Origin of the sequence: Oryzobacter telluris, from assembly GCF_043099285.1 — a bacterium.
GTDB lineage: Bacteria > Actinomycetota > Actinomycetes > Actinomycetales > Dermatophilaceae > Oryzobacter > Oryzobacter telluris.
In genome coordinates, this window is record NZ_CP170723.1 from 50,216 (window position 1) to 76,248 (window position 26,033).

General features: G+C 72.9%; 18 protein-coding genes. 3 read left to right on the plus strand and 15 right to left on the minus strand.

Annotated elements, in window-relative coordinates:
- Window positions 1-21: 21 nt before the first annotated feature.
- Window positions 22-720, minus strand: a complete 699-nt coding sequence (locus tag ACFLFB_RS00250) for a DUF305 domain-containing protein (RefSeq protein WP_392543703.1) — start codon at window positions 718-720, stop codon at window positions 22-24.
- Window positions 721-873: 153 nt separating this feature from the next.
- Here ACFLFB_RS00250 and ACFLFB_RS00255 point away from each other — a divergent pair, with 153 nt between their 5' ends.
- Window positions 874-2,280 carry an LVIVD repeat-containing protein gene (locus ACFLFB_RS00255; protein WP_392543704.1) on the plus strand — a complete coding sequence of 469 codons (1,407 nt, stop codon included), beginning with the start codon at window positions 874-876 and terminating at the stop codon, window positions 2,278-2,280.
- A 78-nt stretch (window positions 2,281-2,358) separates the two neighbouring features.
- Here ACFLFB_RS00255 and ACFLFB_RS00260 read toward each other — a convergent pair whose 3' ends face one another.
- The 10 genes from ACFLFB_RS00260 to ACFLFB_RS00305 form a co-directional block, all read right to left on the minus strand.
- Window positions 2,359-2,979 carry a hypothetical protein gene (locus ACFLFB_RS00260; RefSeq protein ID WP_392543705.1) on the minus strand — a complete coding sequence of 207 codons (621 nt, stop codon included), beginning with the start codon at window positions 2,977-2,979 and terminating at the stop codon, window positions 2,359-2,361.
- A gap of 38 nt (window positions 2,980-3,017) precedes the next feature.
- Window positions 3,018-3,890: an A/G-specific adenine glycosylase gene (locus ACFLFB_RS00265; RefSeq protein WP_392543706.1), complete on the minus strand. Its 873-nt coding sequence runs from the start codon at window positions 3,888-3,890 to the stop codon at window positions 3,018-3,020.
- Window positions 3,891-3,901: 11 nt separating this feature from the next.
- Complete coding sequence (disA, locus tag ACFLFB_RS00270) at window positions 3,902-4,984, minus strand: DNA integrity scanning diadenylate cyclase DisA (RefSeq protein WP_392543707.1); 1,083 nt, start codon at window positions 4,982-4,984, stop codon at window positions 3,902-3,904.
- Window positions 4,985-5,108: 124 nt separating this feature from the next.
- A complete protein-coding gene (gene radA / locus ACFLFB_RS00275) occupies window positions 5,109-6,515 on the minus strand; it encodes a DNA repair protein RadA (RefSeq protein ID WP_392543708.1) in 1,407 nt (468 codons plus the stop codon).
- Window positions 6,516-6,681: 166 nt separating this feature from the next.
- Window positions 6,682-7,128: a 50S ribosomal protein L9 gene (rplI, locus tag ACFLFB_RS00280; protein ID WP_392543709.1), complete on the minus strand. Its 447-nt coding sequence runs from the start codon at window positions 7,126-7,128 to the stop codon at window positions 6,682-6,684.
- A 21-nt stretch (window positions 7,129-7,149) separates the two neighbouring features.
- Window positions 7,150-7,386 (minus strand): 30S ribosomal protein S18, encoded by a 237-nt coding sequence (gene rpsR / locus ACFLFB_RS00285; protein ID WP_377639435.1) that lies wholly within the window; start codon window positions 7,384-7,386, stop codon window positions 7,150-7,152.
- Between the two features lie 125 nt (window positions 7,387-7,511).
- Window positions 7,512-8,099, minus strand: a complete 588-nt coding sequence (locus tag ACFLFB_RS00290; protein ID WP_392543710.1) for a single-stranded DNA-binding protein — start codon at window positions 8,097-8,099, stop codon at window positions 7,512-7,514.
- 54 nt (window positions 8,100-8,153) lie between these two features.
- The gene (gene rpsF / locus ACFLFB_RS00295; RefSeq protein ID WP_377639432.1) at window positions 8,154-8,441 is read right to left on the minus strand and encodes a 30S ribosomal protein S6; all 288 of its coding nucleotides are present in this window, start codon (window positions 8,439-8,441) and stop codon (window positions 8,154-8,156) included.
- 31 nt (window positions 8,442-8,472) lie between these two features.
- On the minus strand, window positions 8,473-9,705 hold the full coding sequence (locus ACFLFB_RS00300; RefSeq protein ID WP_392543711.1) for a hypothetical protein: 1,233 nt from the start codon (window positions 9,703-9,705) through the stop codon (window positions 8,473-8,475).
- A gap of 135 nt (window positions 9,706-9,840) precedes the next feature.
- Complete coding sequence (locus tag ACFLFB_RS00305; RefSeq protein WP_392543712.1) at window positions 9,841-12,072, minus strand: transglycosylase domain-containing protein; 2,232 nt, start codon at window positions 12,070-12,072, stop codon at window positions 9,841-9,843.
- Between the two features lie 236 nt (window positions 12,073-12,308).
- Here ACFLFB_RS00305 and ACFLFB_RS00310 point away from each other — a divergent pair, with 236 nt between their 5' ends.
- Both ACFLFB_RS00310 and ACFLFB_RS00315 read left to right on the plus strand, forming a co-directional pair.
- Entirely contained in the window at window positions 12,309-12,875 is a 567-nt protein-coding gene (locus ACFLFB_RS00310; RefSeq protein WP_392543713.1) for a helix-turn-helix transcriptional regulator, read from the plus strand.
- A gap of 73 nt (window positions 12,876-12,948) precedes the next feature.
- The gene (locus ACFLFB_RS00315) at window positions 12,949-14,040 is read left to right on the plus strand and encodes an inositol-3-phosphate synthase (protein WP_392543714.1); all 1,092 of its coding nucleotides are present in this window, start codon (window positions 12,949-12,951) and stop codon (window positions 14,038-14,040) included.
- A gap of 192 nt (window positions 14,041-14,232) precedes the next feature.
- Here the strand turns inward: ACFLFB_RS00315 and ACFLFB_RS00320 are convergent, their stop codons facing one another.
- The 4 genes from ACFLFB_RS00320 to ACFLFB_RS00335 form a co-directional block, all read right to left on the minus strand.
- The gene (locus tag ACFLFB_RS00320; protein WP_392543715.1) at window positions 14,233-16,854 is read right to left on the minus strand and encodes a transglutaminaseTgpA domain-containing protein; all 2,622 of its coding nucleotides are present in this window, start codon (window positions 16,852-16,854) and stop codon (window positions 14,233-14,235) included.
- Window positions 16,851-18,473, minus strand: coding sequence for a DUF58 domain-containing protein (locus ACFLFB_RS00325; RefSeq protein ID WP_392543716.1), 1,623 nt, complete (start codon window positions 18,471-18,473; stop codon window positions 16,851-16,853). Before ACFLFB_RS00325 ends, ACFLFB_RS00320 begins: the two co-directional genes overlap by 4 nt.
- Window positions 18,470-19,441, minus strand: a complete 972-nt coding sequence (locus ACFLFB_RS00330) for an AAA family ATPase (protein ID WP_392543717.1) — start codon at window positions 19,439-19,441, stop codon at window positions 18,470-18,472. Before ACFLFB_RS00330 ends, ACFLFB_RS00325 begins: the two co-directional genes overlap by 4 nt.
- 79 nt (window positions 19,442-19,520) lie before the next feature.
- Window positions 19,521-25,874 carry an Ig-like domain-containing protein gene (locus ACFLFB_RS00335; protein WP_392543718.1) on the minus strand — a complete coding sequence of 2,118 codons (6,354 nt, stop codon included), beginning with the start codon at window positions 25,872-25,874 and terminating at the stop codon, window positions 19,521-19,523.
- Between the last annotated feature and the right edge of the window lie 159 nt (window positions 25,875-26,033).

Below are 26,033 nucleotides of genomic sequence, written 5' to 3' on the forward strand. Positions count from 1 at the left end.
CTCTCGGGGACCGGGCCGGGCTCAGCGCAGGCGGGCGGCCATCTCGTTCATCTGGGCGATCTGCTTGGACTGGGTGACGTTGATGTCGGCGGCCAGCTCCTCGACGAGCTCGTCGGTGGCCTGCTTGCCGTGCTCGTCGACCATCGACAGCGCGCCCTGGTGGTGGCGGACCATGAGGCGCAGGAAGAGCCGGTCGGCATCGACACCGGTGATGGTGGCCAGGCGGCGCATCTCGTCGGCGTTCGCCATGCCGGGCATCGAGTGCGACCCGTGGTCGGTGAGGCGGGGGTTGGTGGCCTCCGGCGGTGCGGTCGCCCCGCGCTGCTCGAGGAAGCCGGCCATGTAGTCGATCTCGGGCTTCTGCTCGTCGCGGATGCGCGAGGCGAGGGCCCTGACCTTCGGGTCGGTGAGGTCGGAGTAGACGGCGTCGACCATGACGATCGCCTGGGCGTGGTGGACGATCATGTCGCTGAGGAACGTGGCGTCGGCCGGCCGGATGCTCGGCGTGGTGACGGGCGCGGCCGCACTGCCCGTGAGGGTGGCGTTGGGCTCGCCGGGGCGGCCCGGCTGGAGCACCGGGATGGTCGGCGTGGCCGCCGTGACGGCGGGCGCGGCACCGTCGCCGCCGGTGCACGCGGCGGTGCCGAGGGCCAGGCCCGCGGCCAGCGCGAGGGCGGCCGTGCGGCGGGCGCGGAGCGTGGGCAGGGTGGAGCGGGTCACCGCGTCACTCTAACTGCGTTCCGCGACAACAGATTCTTTACGCTCTTCTTACTCTATGAAGTTGCTGTGTGAGGCAGGGTGGCTGGACCCAACCCCTGTCCGGGCGGTCCCTGAGACCCACACCTGCCGCCCGGCTGACGAGTAGAGGTGGACATGAGACTCAAGCGACTTCTCGCGGTTGCAGCCGCGGGAACCATGGCGACGGCGCTCGGTGGCATCGGCGCCGCGTCGGCCGGGGACGGCCTCGGCAAGTCCGGGACCGACCTCGCCGTCGACGAGATCGGCTACAGCAAGACGGTCGAGCACCTGAGCAACACCCCTCCGGTCGGCACCTTCGTCGGCTCCACGGGCTCGGACATCGCGTTCCAGGGCAAGTACGCCTTCGCGGGCAACTACAACGGCTTCGTCATCTACGACATCACCGACCCCAAGGCGCCGACGTCCGTGAGCCAGGTCAGCTGCCCCGGCTCGCAGAACGACATCACGGTCTCGGGCAACCTCCTGTACCTCTCCACCGACTCCTCGCGCTCGGACGACAGCTGCCAGAGCACGACCGGGCCGCTGCAGTCCAAGGAGTCGTGGGAGGGCATCAAGATCTTCGACGTCACCGACAAGGCGAACCCGCGCTACGTCAAGTCCGTCGAGACCGCCTGTGGCTCGCACACGAACTCCCTCGTGCCGGCCGGTGACACGGACTACATCTACGTCTCGTCGTACGGGCCGCGTGCCGACTACGCCGACTGCAAGCCGCCGCACGACCTCATCTCCATCGTCGAGGTCCCCAAGGCGAACCCGACGGCCGCCTCGGTCGTCGCGACGCCGAACCTCTTCCCCGACGGCGGCAACCCGGGCGGCACCGGCCCCACGGGTGTCGGCTACTCGGCCACCGCCGGCTGCCACGACATCACCGCGTACCCGAGCCGCAAGATCGCGGCGGGCGCCTGCATGGGTGACGGCATCATCATGGACATCTCCGACCCGAAGGCCCCCAAGGTCATCGAGCGGGTGCGCGACACCGAGAACTTCGCGTTCTGGCACTCGGCGACGTTCAACAACAAGGGCACCAAGGTCGTCTTCACCGACGAGCTCGGTGGCGGTGGCGCGGCCACCTGCAACGAGAAGATCGGCCCGACCCGTGGGGCGAACGCGATCTACGAGCTGTCCAAGGACAACGAGCTCACCTTCGCGTCGTACTACAAGATCCCCCGCCACCAGTTCGACACCGAGAACTGCGTCGCGCACAACGGGTCGATCGTCCCGCTGCCGGGTCGCGACGTCATGGTCCAGTCCTGGTACCAGGGCGGCACCTCGGTCTGGGACTTCACCGACTCCGAGAACCCGCGTGAGATCGGGTACTTCGAGCGCGGCCCGCTGAACAAGGAGCGCCTCGTCGGGGGTGGCACGTGGTCGAGCTACTACTACAACGGCTACGTCTACTCCAACGACCTGGTCAAGGGCTTCGACGTCCTCAAGCTCAAGGACCCGTCGCTGAAGAAGGCCGAGACCGTGCGTCTCGACCAGCTCAACCCGCAGTCGCAGCCGGTCTACCCGACCCGCTGAGCCAGCTCCGCCCCACACCGCGAACGGCCCGCCCCTCCTGGGGGCGGGCCGTTCCGCGTCCTGCGTCGCTGCCGTTCGTCAGGGACGGGTGACGGTGACGGTGTCGCCGGGGCGGACGCGACCGGGCACGACGACCCGGGCGTTGAGGCCGCGCAGCCGCAGCGGCCGGCCGACCTCGCCGTTGACGAAGCGCATCGCCTCGGCGCCGAAGCGCTCGACGAACTTGGCGCACCCGGTGTGCGGCGGCTCGGTGACCTCGATGACGGCGCCGCCGCCCTGCTCGACGCCCAGCGCGAGCCGGGTCCCGGCGGGCAGGTTCTCGTGCGACAGGTCGAGGTCGAGGTAGAGCTGGTCACCCGCGAGCGGGCGGCGGTCGGGATCGCCCGCGAGGAACGCGACGAGCGGCGCGCTCATGACGTTGAGCTGCATGTCGGGGTGCGGACCACCGTCGGGTGTGCGGCTGCTGCCGCGCTCGACCCACGTGTCGCCGACGAGGCCGAGGGCGAGGTCGAGCTCACCCTCGGCGAGGACCTCGCGCTCCCCCGCGGCCGGGCGGCGCACCACGAGCTCGACGGTGCCGACGTCCTTGGGTGCCGCCAGGAGCGTCGGGAGGAAGGCGTGCAGCTCCTCTGGAGTGCGGTGCACGGACGTGCCGGTCCCTTCGTCCGTCGTGGCGGTCGCGGTCGCGGTCGTGTCCATGGAGGAAGTGTGGCGCGGCACGGGGACCGCCCGCACCATCAGGCCGGTAGGCGGAACCGCTCGCCGGGGACGGGCTCGAGGAGGCCGTCCTCGACGAGCGAGGCGATGCACCGCTGCACCTGGTCGGCGTCGTCACCCGCGTCGGCCAGGGCCGACCTCGGCACGGCGCCGGGGGCGTCGCGCAGCAGCTGGAGGACGGCGCCGCGGACCTGGCGATCGGTGCCGTGCCAGGCCTGGCCGCGTCGCGCCGGCCCGTCGTGCGCCGGGCGGCCGGCGGAGACCCACGCGCACCGGTCGAGCAGGGGGCACGCGTCGCACTGCGGGGCGCGGGCCCGACAGACGACGGCGCCCAGCTCCATCACGGCGACGTTCCACGTGGCGGCCTCCGCGTCGTCCTCGGGGACGAGCGAGGCCGCCAGCCGGGTCTCGGCCACGGTGAGGGCGGGCGCAGCGTGCTCGCGCCCCTCGACGACGCGGGCGAGGACGCGCCGGACGTTGGTGTCGACCACCGTCGTGCGCCGGCCGAACGCGAAGGCGCTCACGGCTGCGGCGGTGTACGCGCCGATGCCGGGGAGGGAGAGCAGGGTCGCCTCGTCATCGGGGACGGTGCCGCCGTGCTGCTCGGTGATGGCGACCGCCGCCTCGCGCAGCCGCAGCGCCCGCCTCGGGTAGCCCAGCCGCCCCCAGGCGCGCACGACCTCGCCCGGCGTCTCGGCCGCGAGGTCGGCGGGGGTCGGCCAGCGCTCCATCCAGGCGGTCCACACCGGGGCGACCCGGGCGACGGGCGTCTGCTGGGCCATGATCTCGGAGACGAGCACCCCCCACGGCGAGCAGTCGGGGGTGCGCCACGGCAGGTCGCGGGCGTTGTCGGCGTACCAGCGCAGGACGCGGTCGTGGAGCACCTCGGGCACGGCGGAGGAGGTCAGACGTACCGCTCGAGGATGCTCGACTCGGCCAGGCGCGACAGGCCCTCGCGGACGAGGCGGGCGCGGCCCTCACCGACGCCGTCGACGTCCATGAGGTCGTCGATGTTGGCGGCGAGCAGCTTCTGCAGGCTGCCGAAGTGCCCGACGAGGCGGTCGACGATGGCGCCGGGCAGGCGCGGCACCTTCGACAGCAGGCGGTGCCCGAGTGGGCTGACCGAGGAGTCGAGGGAGTCGCCGACGATGGTGAAGCCCATGGCGCGCGCCCCGGCGGAGGGGTCGAGGAGCTCGGTGGAGTCGATCGCGGTGAGGTTCGCGATGGCCTCCTCGAGGTCGTAGCCGGCCTTGGCCTCGGGCAGGTAGTCGCGGATGACGAGGCCGAGGTCGTCGGACAGGCCGCCGGTGAGCTCCTCGAGCTGGAGGCTCAGCAGGCGCCCGTCGGTGCCGAGCTGGACGACGTAGTCGGCGATCTCGTCCTTGATCCGCCGCACCATCTCCAGGCGCTGCAGGACGTTGGCGACGTCGCGGACGGTGACGAGGTCCTCGATCTCCAGGGCCGACAGGGTGCCGGTGACTTCGTCGAGGCGCGACTTGTAGCGCTCGAGGGTCTGCAGGGCCTGGTTGGCGCGCGACAGGATCGCGCTGGAGTCCTCGAGGACGACGCGGCGGCCGGCGACGTAGAGCGCGATGATCCGCATCGACTGGCTCACCGAGACCACGGGGAAGCCGGTCTGCTTGGCGACGCGCTCGGCGGTGCGGTGCCGGGTGCCGGACTCGCTGGTCTCGATGCGCGGGTCGGGGACGAGCTGGGTGGCCGCGCGCAGGATGCGGGTGACGTCGCGGTCGCAGACGATGCCGCCGTCCATCTTCGCGAGCTCGCGCAGGCGGGTGGCGGAGAACTCGATGTCGAGCGGGAAGCCACCGGTGGAGACGGTCTCGACGACCTTGTCGTTGCCCAGGACGATGAGGGCGCCGGTGCGGCCGCGCAGGATGCGCTCGAGGCCGTCGCGCAGCTCGGTACCGGGGGCGACGGCGGCGAGGGTGGCGCGCAGGAGCTCGTCGTCGCTCGGCTGTGCCGCCACTTTCACTCCTTCGGTGCTCTGGTCGCCCGGGTGCCGCGGCTGGCCCACGACCGGTCAGCGCATCCTATCCGGCGCGCGTCCCGCGGCGCCCGGCCGAACGGCCGGACCGTGGGGGCTGGACGGCTCAGCGGCGCACGCCCTCGTGGAGCGCCCGGCCCACGGCTTCGGCCACGGTGGCGACCTCGAGGACCGAGAGCCCGTCGGGGACCGGGCCGGCCCCCAGCACCCCGGGCGGGACGACGGCCCGGGTGAACCCGAGCCGCGCGGCCTCGGCGAGGCGGCGGTGGGCGCCGGTGACCGGGCGCACCTCCCCCGCGAGGCCGACCTCGCCGAACGCGATCGTGCCGTGCGGCAGCGGGAGGTCGGTGATGGCGCCGGCGAGGGCGAGGGTGACCGCGAGGTCGGCGGCCGGCTCGGTGAGGCGCACCCCGCCGACGGTGGACAGGTAGGCGTCGCTGCCGCCGATGGGGGCCTGGGCCCGCTTGTCGAGGACCGCGAGGATCATGTTGACGCGAGCGGAGTCCAGGCCGCTCGTGGCCCGGCGCGGGGTGGCCAGGCTGGACCGGGTGACCAGGGCCTGGACCTCGGTGACCATGGGCCGCCGCCCCTCGAGGGTGACGGTGACGCAGGTGCCGGCGACGGCGGCCGTGCGACCGGACAGGAACAGCCCGCTGGGGTCGGCGAGGCCGACGATGCCGATGTCGGAGAGGTCGAAGCAGCCGACCTCGTCGGTGGGCCCGTACCGGTTCTTCACCGCGCGCACGAGGCGCAGGCGGGAGTGGCGGTCGCCCTCGAACTGCACGACGACGTCGACGAGGTGCTCGAGCACCCGCGGCCCGGCGATCGAGCCGTCCTTGGTGACGTGCCCGACGAGGAGGACGGCGATGCCCTTGGCCTTGGCCACCTGGATGAGGGAGGCAGCGACCTCACGGACCTGGGTGACGTTGCCGGCCGACCCCTCGACCTCGGCGCTGCTGATGGTCTGCACGGAGTCGACGACGAGCAGCTCGGGGCCGACCTGCTCGACCTGGGCGAGGACGGTGGCGAGGTCGGTCTCGCTGGCGAGGTAGAGGGTGCGGGCCATGGCCTCGATCCGCTCGGCGCGGGAGCGGACCTGGGCGGCCGACTCCTCGCCGCTGACGTAGAGGACCTTGCGCTCGCCGTGCTCGCCGGAGCGCGCCGCGCGGGCGGCGACGTCGAGGAGGAGGGTGGACTTGCCGATGCCGGGTTCGCCGGCCACGAGCACCACGGCGCCGGGAACCAGCCCGCCCCCGAGCACGCGGTCGAACTCGGCGACGCCGGTGCTGCGGGCGACCGCGCGGGTGACGTCGACCTCGCCGATGGGCACGGCCGGGCTCTGGACCGAGGTGGCCGCGGCGGTGCGGGCGGTGACGGCGCCGACCTCGGCGACCGACCCCCAGGCCTGGCACTCGCCGCAGCGGCCCACCCACTTCACGGCCTGCCACCCGCACTCGGAGCAGCGGAAGGTCGCCGCGGAGCGGGAGGTGCGTCGAGCGGTGGAGGCGGCCATGCTGCTCACCGTATGTCGCGACACCGACAGTGCCTCAGCGCCCCGCGGCGAGTGCGGAAACGGTTGCCCCGGCGACCACGTCCGCACTCGTGGCGAAAGGCCCCAGACGCACGAGGGCCCCGGACCGCGAACGGTCCGGGGCCCTCGTGGTGACGAGGTGTCGGTGTCAGCCGGCGACGACGTCGAGCGCGACCTTGGCCTGCACCTCGGGGTGCAGGCGCACGAGCGCCTCGTGGGTGCCCGTGGTCTTGATCGGGGTCGGGACCTCGATCGTGCGCTTGTCGAGCTCCGGGCCACCGGCCGCCTTGACGGCGTCGGCGATGTCGGAGGTCTTGACGGCGCCGAAGAGGCGACCGCCCGTGCCGGCGTGCGCCGGGACGGTGACCGGCTTGGACTCGAGGTTGCCCTTGATGGACTGCGCCTCCTCGAGCGACTTCACCGCGCGGGTCTCGCGACCCTTGGCGATGGCGTCGACCTGCTTCTGGCCGCCCTTGGTCCACGCCGTGGCGAGACCGCGACGGAAGAGGAAGTTGCGGGCGTAGCCGTCCTTGACGTCGACGACGTCACCGGCGGTACCGAGGCCGGTGACCTCGTGGGTGAGGATGACCTTCATGACTGGGATCTCCTTCTCGGGTCAGCGGGCCGAGCTCGAGTACGGCAGGAGTGCCATCTCGCGCGCGTTCTTGACGGCGTTGGCGATGAGGCGCTGCTCCTGCACCGTCACACCGGTGACCCGACGGGCGCGGATCTTGCCGCGGTCGGAGATGAACTTCCGCAGCAGGGCGGCGTCCTTGTAGTCGATGTTCTCGACCTTCGCCGCCTTGAGCGGGTTGGCCTTCTTCTTGGGCTTGCGAATGGCGGGCTTGGCCATCGTGGTGCTCTCCTTCTGCCGGGTTGGTCTCCGGCGGATGAGCCCTGGTCTCCCAGGGATGGTGTCGTTCTGGGGTGGGGCGCCACGTCACGCGTGTGGCGTGGGTGCCCCGGTGTCGGGATCGATCAGAAGGGGGGCTCGTCGTAGCTGGGGGCCTGGCCCCAACCACCCTGCTGGCCACCCTGGGGCGCCTGCGGCTGCTGCGGGGCGGGGGTGCCGCCCTGCTGGCCACCGAAACCACCGGGCTGGCCGGCCTGCGGCGCGGAGCCGCCGGTCGCCCAGGGGTCGTTCTGCTGGCCGCCGTAGCCGCCACCCTGGCCGCCGAAGCCACCACCGGAACCGCCGCCGCGCTCGGCCTTGGTCACCTTCGCGGACGCGTAGCGCAGCGAAGGGCCGACCTCGTCGACGTCGAGCTCGGTGACGGTGCGCTTCTCGCCCTCCTTCGTCTCGTACGAGCGCGACTTCAGCCGGCCCGTGACGATGACGCGCGTGCCCCGGTGGAGCGACTCGGCGATGTTCTCCGCCGCGTCACGCCAGATGGAGCAGCGCATGAAGAGGGTCTCCCCGTCCTTCCACTCGTTGGACTGCCGGTCGAACGTGCGCGGCGTGGAGGCCACGGTGAAGTTCGCGACGGCGGCACCCGAGGGGGTGAAGCGGAGCTCGGGGTCGGCGGTGAGGTTGCCGACGATGGTGATGGTGGTCTCGCCTGCCATGGGTCAGGGGGCTCCTTCTCGAATCGTTCTCGACGATGCGGTTTCAGGGACCGCTCAGGCGCCGGGGCGCATGAGCTTGGTCCGCATGACCGACTCGTTGAGGCCGAGCTGGCGGTCCAGCTCCTTGGCCGTCGCCGGCTCGGAGGTGAAGTTGACGACGGCGTAGATGCCCTCGGACTTCTTCTTGATCTCGTATGCCAGGCGACGACGGCCCCAGATGTCGACGTTGTCGACGGAGCCACCATCGGTGGTCACGACCTTGAGGAACCGGTCCAGCGAGGGCTGGACGGTTCGGTCATCGAGCTCCGGGTCGAGGATGACCATGAGTTCGTACTGACGCATGCGTTAACCCGCCTCCTTCGGTCTGTGGCGGTCACGGTCTTTCCGTGACAGGAGGGTATGCAGCGCTGCCGACAGCACCCTCGTGGTTTTCCACAGGGTGCCCAGAGGGCAACCTGGCAAGGGTACCGGCCCGGGACGGATCGCCCCAACTCGTCGCCATCCACGCCTGCCGGGCCACCCAGACCAGCGCGGCGAGGCGCAGCGACAGGGCCAGGGCGTACCACCCGGCGGGTAGCCCCCTGGAGGGGTCCGTGGCCGCCGCGAGGTGCGCGAGCAGGGCGGCACCGTGCACCGCCTCGGCCGCGGCCCACAGGAGGTGGTCGCGCCAGCGCAGCCCCGCGAGGGCGGCGAACGGCAGCACCCACAGGGCCGCACCGACGGGGAGCGAGGGTCCGGTGGCGAGCAGTGCCACCAGGCCGACCACGACGACCGACGCCGCGCTCGCCCCCGGGCGCCGCGCCGCCAGGAGCACCAGCGCCGCCGCGAGCACCACCCCGAGCCCCGCGACGAGGGCCACCTGCCCGGCCTTGACCGGGTGCAGGGCCAGCGTGCCCAGGTAGAGAAGCGATCCCGGCCGGGCCCCTCCCTCGAGCCAGGCGGTGACCGGCCCGGTGAGGGTGCGCGCGTCGAGCAGCCCGACGACGACCACCACCGCGGCCACCGTGGATCCCGCGGCCACGACCAGCGGCCGCACCGCAGCGCGCCCTCCCGGACCCGGCACGACGACGAGGGCGAGCAGGACGACCGCGGCCGGCGCCCCGCCCATCAGGGCCAGTCCGACGAGCACCCCCGCCAGGGTGGGGCGCCCGCGGCTCCAGGCCCACAGCGCCACGACGGCGAGCGCCACCGGCACGAGCACCGGCGAGACCAGCACGGTGAGCGCGAGCACGGGCGACAGCGCCAGGGCCACGGGGTCGGCGGCCGGGTGGCGGCGGACCGTGGCGACCGCGACGACGAGGCCGGAGAGCACCGCGGCGGTCAGCACCACCCACAGCGCGAGGAACCACCGCTGCTGTCCGACGCCTCCCCCCGGCGCGAGGCCGGCCAGCAGGGCGTGCACCGCTCCCGTGACCACCGGCTCCTCCGTGTGGACCGACCCGGTGAGGAAGGCCAGCAGCCCGCGCCCGAGGTCGTGGCCCGCGACCTCGGCGACGAGCGGCGAGGCGCACTGGCGCCACAGCGGTGCCCGGCCGCCCCATCCGGACGACAGGCACGCGGCCTGGCGCAGCAGGGCCGCCGACAGCGGCAGCGCGAGGAGCAGCACGACCGGAGCGAGCGCGGCGATCGGACCCGCCGCACGCCGACGGAGCCGGCGCCCCGCCGGCCCCCCGAGGAGGGGGACCAGCGGGAGCGCCGGCTCACGAGGTGGCTGCTCGCCGGACACCGTCCGCCTGACGCGTCAGGGGAGGATCGGTGAGACCGTCTCCGACGGCTGCGGCGGTCCGGGGCTCGGGTTGCCGTTCGTCTTCGACTCCGACGGGGTGGGCGTCGGCGGGGCCGTCGTCGAGGGCGGCGCCGTGGTCGAGGGCGGGGCGGTCGTGGTCGGCGGCGGCGGCGGGGGCGGCGGGTCGGCATCCGGGTTGATGTTGGCCGGCTTCGGGAACGGCGCGATCTTGCTGCCGTCGAGGGCCTTCTTCATGTACGCGGTCCAGATGCGGGCCGGGAAGGTGCCACCGGTGATGTTGCCCTCGCCGGGGAGGTCCTGCATCTCCAGCTCCTCGCCGTTCTTGCCGCTGCGGTACAGCCCGACGGCGGCCTGGAGCTGCGGGACGTAGCCGTTGAACCACGCCGAGCGGAAGCTCTCCGAGGTGCCGGTCTTGCCCGCGGCGGGGCGGCCGAGGTTCTGGCCGACGTAGCGGGCGGTGCCGCCGTCGACCGGCTCGCGCATCGCGGTGATGACGTCGGCCATGAGGTCCTTGTCGAAGACCTGCTGGGTCTTCTTCTTCACCTTGATGGTCGGGACGCCCTCGTCCACGAAGCGGATCTCGCGCACGATGTACGGGTCGGCGCGCAGGCCCTGCGCCGCGATGGTGGCGTAGGCGTTGGCCATGTCCATCACCGTGACGTAGTCGGTGCCGAGCACGTTGCTCATGTTGGGCTCGAGCGTGCTGCGGACGCCGGCGTCCTGCGCCGCCTTCATCGACTTGTCGGGGCCGGCCTCGATGTTCAGCGCCGCGTAGACGGTGTTGACCGAGTTCTTCGTCGCCTTGAGCAGGTCGATCTGGCCGAAGGACTCGTCGCCGAAGTTCTTCACGCGACCGCGACGGCCGTTGCTCGTCTTGGCGCCGGGGTCGGCGAACTCCTCGAAGTACTGCGGGCTGCGGCCGTCGAAGCGGGTCTTCAGGCTGACCTTCTCGGACTGCAGGGCGGCGATGAGGCTGAAGATCTTGAAGGTCGAGCCGGCCTGCATCTTGTCCTGCGTCGCGGCGTTCTGCTGCCGCTTCATGTAGTCCTCGCCGCCGTAGAGCGCGACGATGCCGCCGTCACCCGGCTTGATCGAGGCCATGCCGACGTGGACGTCCTTGGCCTCGGGCCGCTCGTCCTGGACCGCCTTGACCATCGCGGCCTGCTTGGTCTTCTCGATGGTCGACACGATCCGCAGGCCACCGCGGTCGATGTCGGACTCGGGGATCTTGTACGTGGTGACCAGCTCGTTCTTGATCATCTGGGTGAGGTAGCCGGTCGGGCCGCTCTGCGTGCGCTTGACGAACGGCTTGACCTCGGGGAACGCCGCCTTGTCGCGCTCGGCCTGGCTGAGCCAGCCCTTCTCGACCATCGCGTCGAGGATGAAGCCCGAGCGCTCCTTGGCGTTCGCCGTCTGCTTGTCGCCCAGGGCCGGGTCGTACAGCGACGGGCCACGGATGACGGAGGCGAGGAACGCGCTCTCGGCCGGCGTCAGCTTCGAGACGTCCTTGCGGAAGTACGCCTTCGACGCCGTCTGGATGCCGTAGGCGCCGCGGCCGTAGTAGATGGTGTTGAGGTAGTTCTCGAGGATCTGGTCCTTGGTCTGCTGCTTGTCGATCTTGATCGAGATGAGGATCTCGCGCGCCTTGCGCGACGCGGTGCGGTCGGCGGTGAGGAAGTAGTTCTTCACGTACTGCTGGGTGATCGTGGAGCCACCCTGGGTGACCTGGCCGCCCTTGACCGCGACCCACACGGCGCGCGCGATGCCCGTGGGCGAGATGCCGTTGTTCTGGTAGAAGTCCTGGTCCTCCGCCGCGAGCATCGCCTTCTGCATGTGGTCGGGGACCTGCGACAGCTTCACCGACTCGCGGTTGCCGTCGGCGTCGGAGAGGCGGGCGAGCTCGTTCTTGCCGTCGGAGTAGTAGACGATCGACGCCTGCGCCGTGGCGATCTCGTTCGGCTTGGGGATGTCGGTCATCGCGTAGGCGATGCCCACCCCGATGACACCGAGGAGGAAGAGCACCCCCGCGGTCCACAGGGCCCGGATGGTCCAGGTGCGACGGCGCGAACGCGGGGGCTTCCCGCCCGGGCCGCGGCCTCGGGGGCCACCGGCCGGGGGACGTCCGGGGCGAGCGGCGGCGGCACCCGCCGGAGCGGTACCGCGGGGGGCTCGGGACGCCTGCGCGGCCTTGGCCTCGGCGCGGGTTCGGGGCTTGCGGGTGCTCATGCGACTCCGGGGAAGGGGTTCGGGGACGGACCCGGGCTGGGTTCGAGAGGACGTCGGGTCCAACGGCCAGTATGACCGGGTTCCTGGGGGAAACCCGAAATCGCGACGCCGGGGCCGGGGCCGGGTCGCCCGATCACAGATGTATCGCTGCGATATATCTGTGTTAGCGTCAAGCAGACAAACGTCGACTATGTCTGGTGGGTTCCCCCGGGGCCTGCCGCGACCGGAGGAGTGCCGTGGTCAGCCGCCGAGCCCACTTGCTGGAGTTCGCCGTCCTCGGCCTGCTCCACGAGGGCCCGACCCACGGGTACGACCTGCGCCGCCGCCTCAACACCGCGCTCGGCCCGTTTCGCGCGCTGTCCTACGGCACCCTCTACCCCGCGCTCAAGGGCCTGCTCGGCCGCGGCCTCATCGCCGAGACCGCCGACGTCCCCGGCCCCACGAGCAAGCGGCCCCGCGTCGTCTACGAGCTGACCGCCGCCGGCAAGGAGCACTTCGCCGACCTCGTCGCGCGTGCCGACGCCTCCTCCTGGGAGGACGACGGCTTCGACGTCCGCTTCGCCTTCTTCGCCCGCACCGAGCACGACGTGCGGCTGCGCATCCTCGAGGGTCGCCGCTCGCGCCTCGAGGAGGACCTCGACCGCGTCCGCGACGCCTCCACCCGCTCGCGCGAGCGGCTCGACGCCTGGACCTCTGCTCTGCAGCAGCACGGCGAGGAGCAGGCCGCCCGCGAGGTGCGCTGGCTCTCCGAGCTCATCGACGCCGAGCGTCGCCACCCCACCGACCCCGGCCCCCAGCCGTAGGTGCCGACCGCGTCATCAGGGCGCACCGGCACACCCCGTCCACCATCCACCCGACATCCCCCAGGAGAAGCCCATGGGTTCCATTCGCGTCGCCATCGTCGGCGTCGGCAACTGCGCGTCCTCGCTCGTGCAGGGCGTGCACTACTACCGTGACGCCGACGCCACGGCCACCGTGCCCGGCCTCATGCACGTGAACTTCGGCGAGTACCACGTCCGGGACGTCGAGTTCGTCGCGGCGTTCGACGTCGACGACAAGAAGGTCGGCAAGGACCTCGCCGAGGCGATCAACGCCTCCGAGAACAACACCATCAAGATCGCCGACGTCCCCACCACCGGCGTCACCGTCCAGCGCGGCACCACCCTCGACGGCCTGGGCAAGTACTACCGCCAGACGATCGACGAGTCCGGCGCCGAGACGGTCGACGTCGTCGCCGCCCTGCGTGACGCCAAGGTCGACGTCCTCGTGTCCTACCTCCCGGTGGGCTCGGAGCAGGCCGACAAGTTCTACGCCCAGTGCGCCATCGACGCCGGCGTCGCGTTCGTCAACGCCCTGCCGGTCTTCATCGCCTCCGACCCCGAGTGGGCCGCGAAGTTCGAGGCGGCGGGCGTGCCGGTCATCGGTGACGACATCAAGAGCCAGGTCGGCGCGACCATCACGCACCGCGTCATGGCCAAGCTGTTCGAGGACCGCGGCGTGCAGCTCGACCGCACCTACCAGCTCAACGTCGGCGGCAACATGGACTTCAAGAACATGCTCGAGCGCGAGCGCCTGGAGTCCAAGAAGATCTCCAAGACCCAGGCCGTGACCTCGAACCTCACCGGGTCGCTCGCGGGCAAGATCGACGACCGCAACGTCCACATCGGCCCGTCGGACTACGTCGCCTGGCTCGACGACCGCAAGTGGGCCTACGTCCGCCTCGAGGGCCGCGCGTTCGGCGACGTCCCCCTGAACCTCGAGTACAAGCTCGAGGTGTGGGACTCCCCCAACTCGGCCGGCATCATCATCGACGCCATCCGCGCGGCGAAGATCGCCAAGGACCGCGGGGTGGGCGGCGCCCTCCTGTCGGCCTCGTCGTACCTGATGAAGTCCCCGCCGGAGCAGCGTCCCGACGACCTCGGTCGCGCCAAGCTCGAGGCGTTCATCCGCGGCGAGGAGGAGCGCTGACCCCAGCGCACCACACGCTCCGCGACGACGGGCGGTACCCGAGAGGGTGCCGCCCGTCGGCGTCTGAGTCGCCTTGAGTGCGGAAGTGGTTGTCCCGGCGACCGTTTCCGCACTCACGGCCGTGGCAGTGCGCGGTGAGGGCGGAAGTGGTTGTCCCGGCGACCGTTTCCGGCCTCGCCGCGGGGTGGGTGGCTAGGCCGGGGTGGGGTCGGCTCCGCCGCGGCGGCGGAGGGAGGGCAGCCGCAGGCGGCGGCGGCCCGTGGCCTGCTCGGTGCGCGACCGCTCGCGCCGTGCGAGGAGGGGGCGCGGGTCGGCGTCGGAGCGCAGCCGCACCCACCGGCCGGTGCGCTCCCGCAGCGCGGCGCGGACCTCGGCCGCCCCGCTGACCGCAGCGGCGCAGGCGTCCTCCGACCCCTCGCCGGGACCGAACACGAGCCCGTCGGCCGACGTCGCCACCCGGGCCGCCGAGGGTGAGTCGCCCTCTGCCGGACGGTAGGCCGACGCGTGCACCACGCCGGAGGGGGCCGTGGTGGAGGACCGTCCCGGCACGTCCCACGTCGGGAAGGGCGAGCGCGGGGACTCGACCGCGACCTCGTCACTTGCCGGCGCCTCGGCCGGGCCCGGCGCGTCGTCGACCGGGGCGAGGAGCGCGGCGTCGAGGGCCAGCGCCTGCTCGCGCCGGGTGACCCGGCGCGGCACGGCGACCCCGAGCGAGCGCGCCTCGGCCACGAGGTCGCGCCACAGCCATGCCGCGCGAGCGGGCAGCGGCCCGGTGCTCGTGTGCGTGCGACGACGGCGTGCCTTGAGCCACCGCACCAGCGCGACGTACGCGGCCGCGAGCAGCAGCGGCAGCAGCACGGCGAAGACGAGGATCTTCAGCCAGAGCGGCCAGGCGGCGATGTCGAACGGGCTCTTCTTGCGCTTGGCGAGGTCGGTGGCGTTCTGCGCCTGGTCCGGGCCCTGGAGCAGCGAGGGCGGGTTGACCCCGGCGGGCGGCGGCACCTGCGCGCCGACCTTCTGCTCCTCGGAGAGCAGCTGCTGCTCGCTCGGCGTCTTGTCGCGGCTGGGCACGAAGGTGCTGGCCGAGATGGGGAACCAGGAGCCGTTGGACTCCTGCACCTCGACCCACGCGTGGACGTCGCGGCCGCGCACCGTGCCGTCTGCCGGGACCTCGGCGCCCATGACCACGCGCGTCGGGATGCCGAGGCGCTGGCCGACGAGGGCGAGGGTCGCGGCGTACTGCTCGTCGTTGCCGGCGAGCTTGGTGGAGTTGACGAAGCGTCCCAGGCGCGCCACGGCGTGGCCGGGGAGGTAGACCTTCTCGAAGCTGTTCGGCGTCCCGCCGTCGGTGTACGTGCCGTCGTTGTGCATCTGGGTCGCCACGGCGCGGAACTTGCCCCACGCGCCCTCCGCCCGGCTGGTCCACGCGTCGATCCGCGCGTCGAGGACGTCGGTGTCCCTCGGGGTGGAGGCGTCACCGGCCACCTGCAGGTCCTTGGGCAGCTCCTTCGCCGGCGAGGGCGGGAGGATGGCGGTCATCCGGTAGCGCTCGCCGCCCACCAGCTGACCAGGCACGACCGCGGTCTCGGTGTCGGTGTTGAGCCACACCTCGGAGGAGAGCTCGTCCGCGCGTGGCCCCTCGAACTCGATGCTCGTGGGCGCACCGACGGTGGGCAGCCACGGCCCGCCGTAGCCGCCGTCGACCACCTCGACCTCGACGTCGACCTGCCGGCCGTCGCCGCGGGCCCCGATGCGCGACCCCACCTGCTGGAAGGGGACGCCGTCGGTGCTGCGGTCGGCGGCACCCCAGACGAGGCCGTCGTAGGCGTCGAGGGTGGCGAAGCGCACGGCCGCGCCGGCGGGCAGACCGGTCACCTGCAGCACCGGCTTGTCGTAGAGCTCGGCCGGGTTGGGCTCGGTGTAGCGGCGGAACCCGGGCAGCGGGCTGGGGAACTGCGAGACGTCGAGCGGCGGCACCAGCGCGGTGCGCACGACCTCGCGGCGGGCATCGGCCTCCGAACCCGGCAGGAGCGGCGCCGCGAGCAGCCCCGCGACGAGGGCGAGGGCCAGCAGCCCACCGCCCGTGGCGAGCCGGGCGTTGCGACCCGCCCCGTTCTGCACCGGCGGACGGCTGCGGTGCGCCCGCACGACGAGCCAGCCGACGAGGACGAGGGCGAACCCCACCCCCTGGACGAGCACGGCCGCCGGCTCGCTCGTGCCGAGCGCGATCGACCCGGCCAGGAGGGCGACCGGCACGACCGCGGTCAGCGGAACGCTCGCCCAGCGGCGCGCGACGGCCAGGGTCAGCGAGCCACCGAGCAGCCCGGCCAGCCACGGCAGGGCGAGCACCGGACCGCGGGCGTCGACCGGAGGCAGCAGCGTGAGCCAGCGCTTCCAGCCCAGCACCGACCACTCGGCGAGGTCGCGGAAGGTCTGCACCGTGGGCAGCACCCCACCGATGAGGTTGTCCCGCACCGCGACCGGCCCACCGAGCACGAAGTACACGAGCGCGAGGACGAGGAGCGTCGTCACCGCCATCCAGCGCCACGCGGTGGCGAGGTGCCCGATGACGAGGCCGAGGACGAGCCCCACCCCCGCTGCGACGATCCACTGCGCCCCGAGGAACCCGGTGCGCAGGCCGACGAGGGCGATGACGACCAGCGCCGTCGCGAACCCGGCGTCGACCAACGCGTCACGGGTCGGCAGCGCGCGCCGCAGCAGCGAGGGCGCATCGGGGTCGCGGCGGCCGCGGGCCCGGCGCGGAGCGCCGCCGCGCAGCGCGGTGGCGAAACCGGGCGCCTCCTGGCCGCTCACGTCAGGGCTCCGGCGAACAGGACGCGACGCAGGTCGGTGAGCTCACGCACGTGGAGCAGCACCAGGTCACCGAGGCGGTGCACCCCCACCTGCTCGTGGTCGTCGACGACGATCGCCACCTTGATGACCTCCGGCTCGAACTGGCCCAGGGTGCGCTGCACCTGGATGAAGGGGCGCGACCCCCCGGTGACGAGGACCGCCACGCTGGCGTCGGGAGCGAGGGCCGAGGCCTCGCCCGCGGCGGAGAACACGTCGGCGGGGCCGACCTGCGCCCGGGAGAGGCTGTCGAGGGTCAGCGGGGCCGTGGTCCGAGAGACCGACTGGTCGCCGCAGACGACCGTGGTGTCCTGCTCGTCGAGGATGGAGCGCAGCGCGAGGGACGCGGCGCACGAGATGGCGAGCTCGACGTCGTCCTCACCGCCGACGTACACGTCCGGGGTGGTGTCGACGACGATCGCGAGGTGCGAGCGGCGGGTGTCGAGGAACTGGCGCACGAGGAGCCGGCCGTGCTTGGCCGACGAGCGCCAGTGCACGTAGCGGCGGTCGTCGCCGGGCTGGTACTCGCGCAGTGCGTGGAAGGCGAGGTCCGACATCGACAGGTCCGGGGTGACCTCGCCCTCGAGGTCGCGCAGCAGGCCCGCGCCCAGGCTCTCGAGCGAGATGGTCAGCGGGTGCACGAACAGCTCGGTGCGCTGGGTCCACGCCACGGTGCGGCGGACCAGCCCGAGCGGGTCGCCGTGCACGGTCGTCGCCGGCCCCACCGGGACCACGCCGCGGTGGCGGGTCGGCACGACGAAGAGCTCCTCGTGGGTGCGGCCCGAGGCGAGCGCCGGCAGCGTGAACCGGGCCGCGGTCTCCCCGACCGGCAGCTCGACGAGCAGCGGGAGCATCCCCCGCTTGGAGGCGTTGGAGACCTCGATCCGCCCGGTCGCCGGGTCGCCGACGGTCACCCGGGTGGGCTCGACGTCGACCCGGATGCGCACCTTGGCCCGGCCGATGGCGAGCACGAGGCAGGCGAGGACGAGCACGAGGCAGGTGACGGCCACCATCGACAGCTCGACCCACTGGTAGCGCACGGTCAGCCACCACGCGACGAGCCCGACGGCCAGCACGGTCCAGCCGAGCGCGGACACCCAGCGCAGGACCTCCATCACCGGGTGCCACACGCGGCGGGTGGACTCGGCGAGCGGCTTGATCCGCTCACCGGTGAGGACGACGATGCGCGCCCCGGTGCCGGTGAGCGCGCTCGGCACCGTGACCCGAGGCAGGGTGATGGTGCGGGTGCGGGTCTCACCCGCCACCCGCGAGCGCCGCCCGACCGGGACCTCGGCCGGGTCCGACGCCCGACGCACCCGGATCCGCGGTCCGCGGACCTTCGGCAGGGTGATGCCGCGCCGCGCCTTCCTCGGCTTCTTCGCCTTGGTGGCCTTCTGCTTGCGCCCGGCCCGCGTGTTGGGGTCGGCCGCACCGCCCGACGACGGGGTCGCCGACGACCCGGACCCCGCACGCAGCGAGGACCGGGTGACGGTGGCGCCGTCCTCACCCGCGGGCGGCGGTGCGCCCCTGGCGAGGTCGGAGCGCCGGGTCGTGGACCCGACGTCGTCGGTGTGCGGGGTCATGACGCGAGGCGCTCCGTGGGTGGCGCGACCTCGGCGAGGATCTGCGCGATGACCTGCTCGACGGTGATGCCGGCGAACGCGGCCTCGGCCGTGACGAGGAGGCGGTGGTTGAGCACCGGCGAGGCGAGCAGCTTGATGTCGTCGGGCACGACGTGGTCGCGGCCCTGGCTGATCGCCCACGTCTTCGCGCAGCGCACGAAGGCGAGGCAGCCACGCACCGACAGGCCGAGGCGGACCGACACGTGGCGCCGGGTCTCCTCGGCGATGCGCGAGACGTAGTCGAGGATCGCGTCGTCGACGTGCACCTCGTCGGCGAGCTCGGCCATGTCGATGACGACGCTCGAGGTGACGACCGGCTCCAGCGCCTTGGTGCGGTCACGGGTCTTGGCGTCGCGCAGCACCCGCACGGTGGCGTCGTGGTCGGGGTAGCCGAGCGAGGTCTTCATGAGGAAGCGGTCGAGCTGGGCCTCGGGCAGCCGGTAGGTGCCGGCCTGCTCGATGGGGTTCTGGGTGGCGATGACCATGAACGGGGCGCCCACCTCGTGGCGGACGCCGTCGACGGTGACCTTGGCCTCCTCCATCACCTCGAGCAGCGCCGACTGGGTCTTCGGCGAGGCGCGGTTGATCTCGTCGGCGAGGACGATGGTCGCGAAGATCGGGCCCTTGTGGAACTCGAAGACCTTGGTGCCGGGGTCGTAGATCGTCACGCCGGTGACGTCGCTGGGCAGCAGGTCGGGGGTGAACTGGATGCGCGAGTTCGTGCCCTGGACGGTGCCCGAGATGGCGCGTGCCAGCTGCGTCTTGCCGGTGCCCGGGAAGTCCTCGAGGAGCAGGTGCCCCTCGGAGAGCATGCAGGTCAGGGCCAGGCGGATGACGTGCTCCTTGCCGAGCACGGCCTTGTCGCAGTTGGCGACCATGGCGGAGAACGTCTGGGAGAACCAGGCGGCCTGGTCTGCGGTGACGGTCATGCGGGGTGTTCCTTCCGTGGGCTGGTCGAGGGGGTCAGGCGGGTCGGGGGTGGGCCCGACGCCGGGTACGGGGCGCGGGTCACCACGCGACGTCCGGGGAGCGGTGGCAGACGCCGGCGCGGCAGAGCCGGACGTAGAGGGGCCCGTTGCCGTTGGCGACGACGATGCCGGTGCTGCGCCAGTTGCTCGTGTTGCCGTACTCGCCGGTGGTGCCGGTGCCGTCGCCGCTGACGAAGAACTGGACGCTGGAGGTGTAGATCTCGGCGCCGTTGGACCGGTAGACCCCGACGGTCCAGCCGCCCCCGCCCGGCGGGAAGTACCGGACGTCGAAGTTGACGCGGGGGCAGGGGCTCGAGGCACAGGTGCCCACGCCGTTCGGCGGGATGTAGCCCGGGCCCTTGTGGACGTTGTAGACCTGCGGAGCCGGGTTGGGGATGTTGACCGTGTCGTAGGCCGTCCAGCCCGACCAGCCGGCGGCCGAGTGCGCGCGGACGCGGATGCGGTAGCCGCCGCCGGGCGAGCCGTTGACCCGGTGCGTCGTCTTGTTGCCGCCGAAGGTGCCGCCGCCGTCGCCGTCGACCTGCACCTGGTCGATGGTGCGGCCGTTCTCCGGCAGGTTCCACGACCACACGGCGTCGTTGCCCGACGCCGAGCCGCTCAGCCCGGTGGGGGTGAGGGTGTCGCGGTACGGGGTGGCGCTGCCGGTGACCCGGTCGGACTCGTTGCCGCCGGAGTTCACGGTCCACACGGTGATGGTGCGGCCCTGGGTGGGGCTGGTGTCGAAGGCGTCGGTCGGGAAGACGACCTGCGAGCCGGGGGTGCACCCGCACGCGTGCGTGCCGCTCTTGCCGCCGCCCGACCAGCGGATGGCGGTGAAGGCGCCCGCGCGCGGCTGGCCGACACCGACGGTGAGCTGGATGCGCCCGTCGTTGTTCGGGGTCGAGGTGGCCAGCGTCGGCGTGGACGGCTGGCCGACGGAGGTGAACGACGACGAGTTCGCCTGCGGGCCCTCGATGCCGGCGCCGTTGGTGAGCGTGGCCGTGTAGCGGTAGGTGCGCCCGTCGTAGGGGATGACGTCGCGCGCCGTGCGCACGTCGGGCGAGGTCCGCGCGACCTCGGTCCAGCCGCCGCCGTCGACCGACCGGTAGAGCGTGTAGCCGCTGGTGGGCGGGCCGTTGGGCCGGCCCTGCTCCCACGAGATCGTCAGGGTCGCCGAGTCGGCGGCGGGGCCGGGGCCGCTCGCGGCGATGGCGGGGGCGGGCAGGGCGGGCGGGGTGCCGGCCGACTGCATCGTCACGGCCGGACCGAACGGGCCGGCGCCGAGCTCGTTCCACGCCTGCACCTGCACCGACTGCTCGGACTCGTTGTCGAGCCCGCCGACGACGGTCTGGGTCGAGGACGGGGGGACGTCCTGCGTCTTGGTGTCGCCGGTGGAGGAGACGACGCGCACGACGTACTTCGTCAGCGCGCTGCCCTCGTTCTCCGGCGGAACCCAGCCGATGGTGAGGGTGCCGTCGCCGCGGTCGACCATCCGCACGCCGGTGACCTGGCGCGGCAGGGTGTCGGGGCGCACGGTGTTGCTCGGCGCGCTGGGGGTGCCGTCGCCGAGGCCGTTGCGGGCGACGACGACGAACGTGTAGTCCTTGCCGTTGGTCAGCCCGGTCACGGTGCAGGGCGACGCGGTGCACTCGGTGGTGCCCGCCGAGCCGCCGCTGTGCCGCACGGTGTAGCCCGTCACGGTGGAACCACCGTCGTACGTGGGCGGCAGCCACGCGACGCGCGCCTGGCCGCCGGCGTCGCGGTCGGCGACGGCGCGGACCTGGCGCGGCTCGCTCGGGGTGCCGAGCATCGTCACCTCGATGCGGCCGTCGGCGCGACGCTTCGGGCCGTCGGAGACGACGACCGCCACGGTCGCCTCGGGCGAGGGCCGCTCGCCGGCGGTCAGGGTGACCCGGCAGCCCGAGGTCGTGGCCGTGAGTCCCGAGCCGCTCTCGACGCGTGCCGAGAGGATCGAGCACTGCGGCTGCACGAGCGGTGAGTCGAGGTACGCCGCGAGGTCGACCGTGCGCGACTGCCCCTCCTCCAGCCCGGTGACCGAGATGGGACGCAGCCGCGGCGGGCCGAGGTCGGCGGAGTCGAGCCCCACGACGTCGACCCGGATGAGGACGGGCTGCTCGAGCCCGGCGGTCCGCACCTCGAGGACGCCCTTGGACGACTGGGCGTCGAGGTCGGCCGTGAGGGTGAGGCGGCGGCCTCCGGCACCGTCGGTGGCGAGCGACGCGTCGGGCTCGGTCTGCCAGCGGGTGTCGAACTCGACGTCGTCGAAGCTCATCCCCACGGGCAGCCAGGCGTGGCAGTACTGCGGGATGTCCAGCACGCGGGGCAGGCCGCCGGCGACGACGCGCAGCTCGGTGTCGGGGCAGCGGAAGAGCGGGACCTTGGGGCCGATCTGCACCGGGACCGAGACGTACGCGGTGCCGAAGTCCTTCTGGTCGACCGCGTCCTGGTCGGTGACCTCGAGCATCACCGCCGCCGGTCCGACGTACCCACCGGAGGACTGGAGGGTGAGGGTCCGGTTGTCCTCGAGCGTCACCGCGAGGTTCTGCGCGGGCGACGCGCTGACCGTGCCGGCGGTGGTCACCGAGACGACCCGGCCGCGCGGCGACCTCACGTGGTCGTTGAGGGCGACGGTCTGTGTCGAGTCCTTGTCCATCGTGATGAGCGTCCCGGCCACGACGAAGGGCTGGCCGTTGGCGCCGGTCGGCACCTGGATCAGGGCCATCGCGCGGGCGCCGTCCTCGTCCTCGATGACGTAGGGCACGGCGTAGGGGTGGTCGAGGATCTTGACGCGGACCTGCCCCTGCTCGGCCACGGCGTCCGGGCTGAGGACGTCGACGAGCGTGAGGGTCTCGGGGTCGGAGTCGATGTCGGTGTCGTTGGCGAGGGCGTCGACGAGGGTGGAGGTCTCCCCCGGCTTGGGGGCGGCGACGTCGTCGCGGGCCACGGGGGCGTTGACGTAGTCGGCCACCGGGCGCACGAGGACCGACGCGCGCGACGGGTCGAACAGCCCGTCGCTGATGCCGTAGACGAGCTCGTGGAGCCGGCTGGTGTCGGTGGGGACCTTCGTGGTCACCGTGTTGTCGTCCTCGACCCGCCACAGCTTCTTCGTCGCGTCGTCGTTGGTGGACTCGGCGTCGAGCTCGACGACGTCGCCGCGGGCGATGAGGTCGTTCTGCAGCGGCTTGACCGTGACGGTCTTGCCGGGCGCCGCGAGGACCTCGTCGTCGACCGCGACCGGGGGCTGCGGGTCGCCCGGCTGGACGACGCCGACCCGCACGAACGCCCGGCTCGTGGCGCCGAACCGGTCGCGGACCTCGTAGCTGACGACCTCGGTGCCGGCCGCGAGCGGGTACGCCTCGTACCGGATGGTCGACGGGCCGATGCCGACGACCCGGCCCAGCGTGAGGTCGACCGCGCCGCCGTCCGCACCGACGATCCCCGTGACCGAGACGCTGTCGCCGTCGGGGTCGACCCCGTTGGTGGGCACCGTCATCGTGATGGGGTCACCGGCGGTGACGGTGGCCGAGAAGCTGCGAGCCACCGGCGCCTGGTTGGGACGCTGCTCGGTGGGCAGGGGCGTGACGGCGACGCGGACGCGCGCGGACTGGGCCTGCGGCTTCATGCCGTCGGCGAAGGCCGAGTACTCGATCGTCACGAACTTCTCGGTCTTCAGCCCTCGCGCCTCCGGGACGTACCGGATGACGTTGCCCGAGGCGAAGGCCCGCTGGGCGTCGCCCTTGCTGATGACCTTGACGCTGGCCGGGTCGACCTGGAGCGGGATGCCGTCGGCCATCGTGTCGTTGTCGAGCACCGGGACGGCGACGGTGTCGCCCTCGCGGACGGTGGCGGTGTCGTCCTGGACGAGCGGGACGGAGTCCTCGAGGGGACCCTGCTGGAGGACGGCCACCTCGCCCGTGGTGCGCTGCGTGCCGTCGCTGACCGTGTAGCGGACCACGCCGCGACGGCCCTGCTCGCCCACCTCGAGGGGGGCCGGCTCGCGGGCCTCGATGCGGATCCAGCGGCCCTGGTAGATCGACGGCTGGAGCCAGTCGTCCTCGCCGGTGGCCTCGACCGCCGCGGCGACGAGGACGTCCCCGCTCGGGCTGTAGTCGTTGGCGAGCACGTCGACCATCACCGGGGACCGGTCGTGGACCGTGGCGGTGTCGGGCACGGCGACCGGCGGCGCGCCCTGGGGTGGGGGCGTGAGGTCGACGCGCACCCGGCCGGGGGCCGCGCCGGCCCCGGTCTGGGCCGAGTAGGTGAGCTCGAAGGTGCCGGGCGCGGAGCCGGTGACCGTGACCTGGCCCGTGGCGAGGTCGGTGTCGACGTCGAGCGGGCCGACCGGGCGCACCTCGGCGCGCAGCCGCAGGACGGCGTCGGGGTCGCCCGGGTCGGCGCCCGCGATGTCGTTGCCGAGCGGCTCGATCTGGAGCGGCTTGCCGACGACGCCGCGCACGGCGTCCGGCTGGGTGGTGGGCGGGAGGAACTTGCTGTCCGTGGTCCCGACGACCTGGGCGGTGACCGAGCCCTTCGTCGTGCCGCCGCGGCCGTCGGTGACCCGGTAGGCGATCGGCTGCTTGCCGACCTTGGTGGGGGCGGTGAGGGTGATGTGGCCCTGGCCGTCGACGACGCCGCCCTCCACGTCGGCGCGCGCGGAGAGGATGTCGCTCTCGGGGTCGCGCCAGTCGGCGAGCACCGGGACCGACAGCCGCTTCCCGGCGATCACCGGGTACGTGGCGCGGGTCAGCTCGGCACCGCCCTGGCGCAGCTTCGGCGGGCCGTTGACCGAGTCGGGGACGATCTGCACGGTGACCCTCGCGGTGCCCTTGCCCTTGACCTTGCCGTTGTTCACCGCGTAGTCGAAGGCGAACGACTGGCCCTCCGTCTTGGCGGGGACCGTGACGTCGATGGCCTGGCCGTCGGCCGACACGGTGGCCGTGACGCCCTCGAGCGTGGGGCGCGAGACGTCGGCGGGGTCGATCGAGAGCACCGAGCCGGCCACGTCGGTGTCGTTGTCGAGGACGTGGAGCTTGCTCGTGCGCCCCGGGCGGACCTTGAGGGGGTCGGGCTCGGCCTTCGGCGGAGTGTTGAGGGCGGCCTCGTCGACGAGGTTCTCGTCCTTCTTGTCGTTGTCGTCGTCCTGGCGGGTGGGCGGGACGAGGGCGTCCCAGTTGTCGATCTTGGTCGGCTTGTCCTCGAGGTCCCAGACGCCGCCGTTGTCGAGGTCGTTGAGGACGACGAGCCCGCGGTTGACCCGGAAGGCCACGCCGTCGCGGGTGTCCTCCTCGCCCTGCGCGGGCAGGGTCGCCGTGGGCTGGTCGCCGCGACGGCCGCAGTTGGCGCCGTAGAAGACCTGACCGGCCTCGGCCCACGCGGCGTGCAGGCAGCCGCCGAGGACGACGGGCCGGGTGACCACGGTCGAGCCCGGGACGCGGTCGACCTGCTCCTGGATCGCGACGCCCCCGGGGGACTCGCCACCGTCGAGGGGGACGAGCACGGTGCGGGTGGGCCCGGCGATGGCGACCGTGTCGGCATCCGGGCCGGGCTGCTGGAGTGCGGCGTACCGGCTGCCGGCGGGAGTGGTGACCTGGGCGTCGGTGCCGTCGGGCTCGGCCGCGGTGTGCACGGTGTCCTTGCCCGCGTCGTACGCGACCCACCGCGAGCCGACCGCCGTGATGTCCGGGGACGGCGAGCGCAGGGCGGTGTCGACCACAATCGCCCTGCCGAAGCGGTCGCCGACGACGGGGACGGTGGTGACCTTGCCCGTGGCGCCGGAGATCCCGTGGATCGCGCCCGAGAGGTCGACGGTGATGGCGCCCTGCTTGCCGAGCGTCATCACGGGCTTCTCGGTGGGCGCGAGGCCCGGCAGCGAGGTGACCCCCTGGCGGGTGTCGACCCGCTGCGCCCAGACCTTCCCGCTGTCGCGGTCGAGGAGGGCGATGGTGCCGCCGCGCAGGTCGACCGGCGAGGGCGTGAAGGAGCCGGCGCGCGGCGGGGTGGTGACGAGCGAGGCCACGGTGTCGCCGGCGGTGGAGGTGCGCGGGTCGATGGGGAACAGCTGGCCCGCACCGGTGCCGACGCCGATGACGGCCGCGCCGTCCTGGAGGACGTCGAGGCCGCTGCCCGCCGAGACGCTCGTGGCCACGCCGGTGTCGAGCTGGCCGATGGGCACGTTCGCGCGGGCGAACTTGGCCTGGACGTCGGAGCTGACCCACACGCCCGAGTCGTTGAGCCGGGCCTCGTGCAAGGTGGTGCCCTGGCTCGCCACGGCGACATAGCCCAGGCCCGAGGCGACGAGGACGACGGCGAGGGTGCTGGCCGTCCGGCGGCGGGCGCGGCCCACCGCCCGGCGTCCGGGCCCCCGAGCAGCCATCGTGTCCTCTCCCTGCGCGCGCGGACGTCCCCCACGGGACGCGACGGTGTGTGCCCCGACCTTCACCCCGGCCGGGTGAGTCCCAGCCTAACCGCGCCTGTGGACTCCCTCAGGCGATCCGTCCGGGGAGCACTCCCCGTCGCACCCTGCTCCGTGGGG